This is a genomic window from Citrobacter sp. W9, assembly GCF_026719375.1.
In the GTDB taxonomy this organism is placed as follows: domain Bacteria; phylum Pseudomonadota; class Gammaproteobacteria; order Enterobacterales; family Enterobacteriaceae; genus Citrobacter; species Citrobacter werkmanii.
The window spans coordinates 357,306-363,388 of record NZ_JAPPTE010000002.1; the positions used below are offsets into that span (position 1 = coordinate 357,306).

Sequence of the window (6,083 nt, forward strand, 5' to 3'; positions counted from 1 at the left end):
CCAACCATTACAGGGCATCTTATCCATCATAAACCTACAGCACTATTCGGTAACGGGATTTTTCCTTTGGCTACGAACGGTGAGGAAGATATGCAGCAACCCCATCGCACCATGTGCCCAGAAATAGGTTTCAATAAATACAGTCAGAAACTTATGCACATGCAGGACGGTTTCTGTCAGCACAGGTGACGTGCCAAGAGCAGTATTGAGAGCAAACCAGAATCCACCACATAATGCAACGCCCAATAGTGCAAGTACACCAAGCCCCTGAACCAGAGCAGCAATCCCACCAGCATGAGCTTCAGGAAGACGGAATGATATCAGCATTTTGATATCTTCAACCACACCTCGAAAATCAAGGACCACCCAGGCAAAATAGTAACGAAATCCTCGTTGTGTCAGCATCCATGCAAGCATGACAAACCCAAGGACAATCAGTGATAATCCAGTGATAACATGGAACCATGTTACGAACCCAGTGAGAGTATAGTCACTAAGCGCATCGCTTTCGGTAAGGTTTGAATTAATAATCTGCAATAAAATCAATACAGCTACGATGATATGCAGCACACGTAGAAATGGTGTGTTTTTGTGAGGAAGAGCATTACGTAAATTTTCGTTCATAATTTAGCCACTTTTTTTAAGGTTGGTTGACCACTCAATATTATGCCTTTTTATTAATGATAACCTTAACTTCTCAAAACCAAGATGCACTCAGTAATATCCAAACCATGTTCAAAGGCCCAGTACTCGACAGGTAAATTCAGGTTCCTGAGTGGTTCTTATCGTCGCCAGATAGCCACGAAACAACGCAATGCTGTACAGAATGCTTATATCTGAACGCTTGAAATTCCAAAAGCGACGTGGATCGTACGGCACTTAATCCGACGACCGATGAAGAGTGCAGCCATGACAAAATCCATTCACCAAGCCACATTAGGTGACGTCGGAAATGATCTTCTTACGGCAAAGCACATGGCTTAGAATCCCTGTTCCAGCCTCGAAGAGGATACTGATGATTTATTTGCCGGAAAAAAGCATCTTCATGAGGGTCTCATACCGATGATGAAGACATTACGGGCATCAGTGTGTTAATCAACGGGGAGCAGGTCAATAACTTTTGGTATACTAACTGACTCCAAATATCAAAATTGATGATACAGGTTTTCATGAGAAAGCAACTGGCACACTTATTATGATTCCTTTATCATCATTTCAACGATAACTGCCCCACGGTTCCCATGCTTTTCTGAACGCGAAAAAAACGGAACACTATTTATGAAATATAACCACCTGTTGTCAGATATCGCGCTGTTGTGTTTCCCCCTGTTGGCATTAATGTTGAGCTTTTTCAACCAGAACGCTCAATGGGGGATCAATTCAACAATTGTGTTGATCTTATCCACTCTTCCTTCGTTATTGTTAACAAGTTATGAGATGGTTAAATCTTTGCTCAAACACCAGGTTGGGGTTGATGTCCTTGCGATTATTTCAATGTCTGGTGCACTTTGGATGGGAGAGTCGGCAACGGCAGCAGTGATTGCCGCTATGACCGCCACAGGCAGATTGCTTGAAAGCTATGCTCAGGGCCGTGCCGAACGAGAAATGACCTCTCTGCTTTCTAAAGCACCTCGTTCAGCGAATAGACTTCTTAAAAACGATATTCAGGTTATCCCCGTAGAATCTATTCAGCCCGGTGATTTGCTCTTAGTTAAGCCGGGAGAAACTATTCCTGTAGACGGTCCACTGGTGAGTGCGAGCGCTGTCTTGAACGAATCCTCAATTACCGGAGAATCATTACCCGCCCCCCGGAAGGCTGGTGCACTGATGCTTAGTGGTGCAATTAATGCGGGAGATGCCCTGAAAATGTATGCAGCCCGTTCAGCAAAAGACAGCACGCTTCAGGGTATTATCCGTGTGGTAGAGCAGGCCAGTCAGTCACGTGCGTCAACAGTACGACTGGCAGACCGTTATGCCGTCTGGTTTATCCCCTTTGCCCTTGGCATTGCTCTACTGGCATGGGCCGTGAGTAACGAACCCGTTCGCGCATTGGCTGTGCTGGTTGTCGCAACCCCCTGTCCACTTTTACTGGCTGTACCGGTGGCGTTGGTCTCCGGCATTTCCCGCTCTGCACAGAGAGGGGTACTAATTAAAGGAAGTGCCGCACTGGAGCAACTGGCTCGGGCAGATCACCTATTTTTTGACAAAACAGGGACCCTGACAGGGGGGACTGCAAAACTGACGTCGATTCAGAGCCTTAATCCACATTATACGCAGCAGGATTTACTCAGGCTGGCAGCAAGTCTGGATCAGTTTTCCTGTCACATTATCGCCAGCGCTATTTTACAGGAGGCACATGAACAAGGCTTAGGCTCTTTACCAATACCGGAATCAGTGCAGGAAGTGGCCGGAGCGGGTCTGACAGGAAAAATCAACGATCAGCAAGTATGTATTGGTACATTGGATTTTGTTCTGAGCCACGCCAGAAGTGGTAGCTGGTTTGAGTCCGCACGTCAGCGCTTGTTCATTGAAAATGTGACGGTAGTTGCGATCGCAATTGATGCGGAGTTGGTCGGCTGGCTATTGCTCTCTGATCAGTTACGGCTGGAAACACCAAGAGCTTTGCGCATGTTGCGAAAAGCCGGTGTGCGCGAGATAGTTATGCTGACAGGGGACAGGCAGGAAGTGGCGGACAGTATTGGTACAGGCCTTGGTGTCGATCGTGTTCTGGCTGAACTGACCCCGGAGATGAAACTGGCGCATATATTAGATGCCTCAGACTCTTTTTGCACGATGATGGTTGGTGACGGGGTAAATGATGCCCCGGCACTTGCAGCAGCTGGGGTCGGAGTCGCAATGGGGGCAAGGGGAACCGCTGCGGCAGCAGAAAGTGCTGATATCGTACTGCTGACAGATCAGTTAGACCGATTGGTTGATGCCAGACAAATAGCCAGACTTTCCATGCGTATCGCCACACAAAGTGTCTTGCTCGGAATGGGGTTATGTTGCATAGCTATGGTTATTGCAGCCCTTGGTATGTTACCACCGTTTGAAGGTGCACTTTTACAGGAATTCATTGATCTCCTGGCTATTCTCTCAGCTTTACGGGTGCTGACCTGTCGGGTTACACGCCCACTAGACAAGGCTATAAGTAACCAACAGCTTGAAACATTGAGAAACGAGCACAAGCATTTACAACCTGTTCTTCAATGTTTGGCTGAAGTTGCTGCACGTTTCCCCCTAGCAGATCAGGAAGAGCAACGTATGCTCCTTAAGGAGCTGCATGAACAACTGGTCCAGAAGATCCTGTCTCATGAGCAACAGGATGAACAAGATCTGTACCCTTCATTATCGACAATGCTGGTCGGCGATGACCCCCTTGCTGCTTTGTATCGTAGCCACAAGGAAATATATCAGGAAGTAAGGAAGTTAGGTCGACTCAGTGAACTCCTGCAGAACACAGATGTTTCAGCTGATATTATTCGTGATGTACAACGTTCCTTGTATGGGCTTGAGGCTATTCTGCAGCTACATTTTGCTCAGGAAGAAGAGTTATACAACAGTCTTCAGGCTTAAATCTTATCCACATATCCATGGTGATCCTGCAGATCTCACTATAGGTGTCTTTAACTCCTATTGAAGTGGCATACCGATGAAATGCCAGAATTTATATACAATAAGTAGTTTTATTACCGTTAGGTTTGTTCAACTTTTCCAGGATTCCAAACATACAGCCTAGTGTGTATAAAACGAAATAAGTACCTATGTACTTCATGACCAACAAACAAAACACAGACTGACGCGTGACCACCAAATATAATTTGGCCCCCTGAATCCACCCCGCGCAACACCAATAGGTACTTAACTTATGTTGAGGCAACAAACTAAAATATGTAGCATTGATAATGCATGTTTGTTACCCCAACATTTTTATATGTATTTTGCAGATAAGATAACGTTGTGAAATTTCCTCACCAGTGCATAGCTATCTGCTTGATTACAGGCACGTGTATCATGTCAGTTCAGGGATATCTTTCCAGCATATCTACCTTCACCGAATAATTCCCGGTCTCAGTCAACACCTAGTTTATTGTGGTATTTTCTCATCAGACTGCCTAGTTTCTGTGCTGCAATTTTCCCGGCGTCAAGACCTTCCTTCTCAGCGGTACTTTCAACGGCAGTTACCTCATCAATTAGAAGTGACATGCCTGCAACATACGTTTCCCTGTCATACCCTTCTACAGGGCTGTTCAGGATGGACTCTGCTGTTGCTTTCAGTTCCCGCATATCTTTCCTGAAGGATGTAACGTCCTCCTCCTTAAGTGCTGCGCGGTAGCTTTTATTCATCATCTTCATGGCATGTTCAACACCGTCAGAACCAGCCATTACACAGGGGGATAAAAGAAGAGTGGCTCCTATCACAACAGTACGCATAATTTTTCTCATAATAGCCTCCATATTGTTTACTCTCGTTTTCACAGTCAGAAGGGGTAATATTGCGCAAAAAAATAATCCCTTCCCAATCTTCTCAAAAAACAGCAGCATTCATATTATTTTTCAGGATTATTTGCCCCCGCAACCAGGACTATTATCACCTTTAAAATAAGGGTCAACATGTGTCATAACATTTAAAACATGATGATTATCTAAAACTGATTTCCTGGCCAAAACAGCAATGTCATGTCCTACTTTCACTGATAAATCACCATCAATTTCCAGATGAACATCAACAACAACAAGGTCCCCCATTTTTCTGGTCTTGAGGTCATGGATGCCTTCGACCCCAGGCGTGGACAATAATGTTGTTTTTATACTATTTTCAGTTTCAATATCCACGGCCCTGTCCATCAAGTCATGAAGCGAATCTGACATAAATGAATATCCCATTCTGGTCACAATCAGTCCCACAACCAGTGCAGCTACCGGATCAAGCAATTTAAACCCTGATAAACTACCAATAATACCAATAGCCACCACCAAAGATGAGGCGGCATCAGAGCGGGCATGCCAGGCATTGGCAACCAGCATAGTGGATTTTACTCGGGTTGCTACTGCCAGCATATAGCGAAAAAGAAGCTCTTTGATAACCAGTGCGGCTAAGGCCACCCACAGAGCAACAATATGTACCTGAGGAATATCATCTGGTTGTTGCATTTTATTTGCTGCTGACCATAACATCCCGATGCCAACAATGAATAAAATTGTCCCCAGAATTAATGATGCACCATTTTCATAACGATGATGCCCGTAGTGATGGTCATCATCGGGATTTTTTTTACTTTTATGATTAGCAATAAGCACCACAAAGTCTGAAACTAAATCAGACAGAGAATGGATACCATCCGCAATAAGCCCCTGAGATCCGGAAAATACGCCAGTAATCACTTGCCCGGATGTCAGAAAACAATTAACAAGCACACTAACCCATGTGCTTTTACGGGCCGCGAGGAAACGCTCATGAGAACTAATATCAATATCATCCGTAAGTTTGTTTACCTGCACCTGAAACTCCTAATAACAGCATCTACAGTTAATACTAAGCAGCCAATACTACCCGGCCAAGTTCAGTTTTGGTATATGAAATTTTGAGGTACTGTGGTGAAAATATAAAAATGGTGAGATTTATTCCTGTAAAGACCGCGCCATGGTGGCGATAACATTTATTTATCATAACGCCTGAACATTAATTTATTCTGAACAGAAGAGAGAAGAAAAGTTGACAGTTATCACAACTATACACTTACGCCCAGTGTGGATGGGTTCAACAAACTAAAATTGCAAACCCGATTAACTGAGGAATTGAGCGCTCTCGAAGAGGAGTTGCTTTCGGGTAGCTGTCAACCATTGCAAAATGGTAAACAACATCCTTTGGGTCCCCAACTGTGTGGCCACTGTAGTGACTGTGGTGGGTGATAGAACTGGTCACATTGATGCCAGACTTTTTCGTGCCGCATGTTGGATTTGCCCCTATATATCCAGACGCATTTTCTCTCTTACGGTTGCGATAATTTCCTGCGTATAAATTCCCGCGGTGAGCGATATCCCAGCGCACTGTGTGGGTGATATTCATTGTAATGACTGAA

General features: G+C 44.7%; 5 protein-coding genes and 1 pseudogene. 1 reads left to right on the plus strand and 5 read right to left on the minus strand.

The genetic code is table 11. The features are described 5' to 3' along the window. Positions 1–42 precede the first annotated feature (42 nt). Together OOJ59_RS06415 and OOJ59_RS06420 are read right to left on the minus strand one after the other, a co-directional pair. Entirely contained in the window at positions 43–624 is a 582-nt protein-coding gene (locus OOJ59_RS06415) for a cytochrome b/b6 domain-containing protein (RefSeq protein WP_001004932.1), read from the minus strand. A 95-nt stretch (positions 625–719) separates the two neighbouring features. After that, a pseudogene (locus OOJ59_RS06420) lies at positions 720–950 on the minus strand (IS3 family transposase); the annotation flags it as partial. Positions 951–1,278: 328 nt separating this feature from the next. On the opposite strand from OOJ59_RS06420, the gene OOJ59_RS06425 reads away from it, so the two are divergent. Beyond that, positions 1,279–3,576, plus strand: a complete 2,298-nt coding sequence (locus OOJ59_RS06425) for a heavy metal translocating P-type ATPase (RefSeq protein WP_016537360.1) — start codon at positions 1,279–1,281, stop codon at positions 3,574–3,576. 495 nt (positions 3,577–4,071) lie between these two features. On the opposite strand, the gene OOJ59_RS06430 is transcribed toward OOJ59_RS06425, so the two are convergent. From OOJ59_RS06430 to OOJ59_RS28185, 3 genes are all read right to left on the minus strand, one after another. Continuing rightward, positions 4,072–4,446: a cytochrome b562 gene (locus tag OOJ59_RS06430; RefSeq protein ID WP_013096889.1), complete on the minus strand. Its 375-nt coding sequence runs from the start codon at positions 4,444–4,446 to the stop codon at positions 4,072–4,074. Positions 4,447–4,563: 117 nt separating this feature from the next. Beyond that, positions 4,564–5,502: a cation diffusion facilitator family transporter gene (locus OOJ59_RS06435; protein ID WP_001198019.1), complete on the minus strand. Its 939-nt coding sequence runs from the start codon at positions 5,500–5,502 to the stop codon at positions 4,564–4,566. A 259-nt stretch (positions 5,503–5,761) separates the two neighbouring features. Then, a partial coding sequence (locus OOJ59_RS28185) for a hypothetical protein (RefSeq protein WP_442781392.1) occupies positions 5,762–6,083 on the minus strand: 322 nt, incomplete at its 5' end.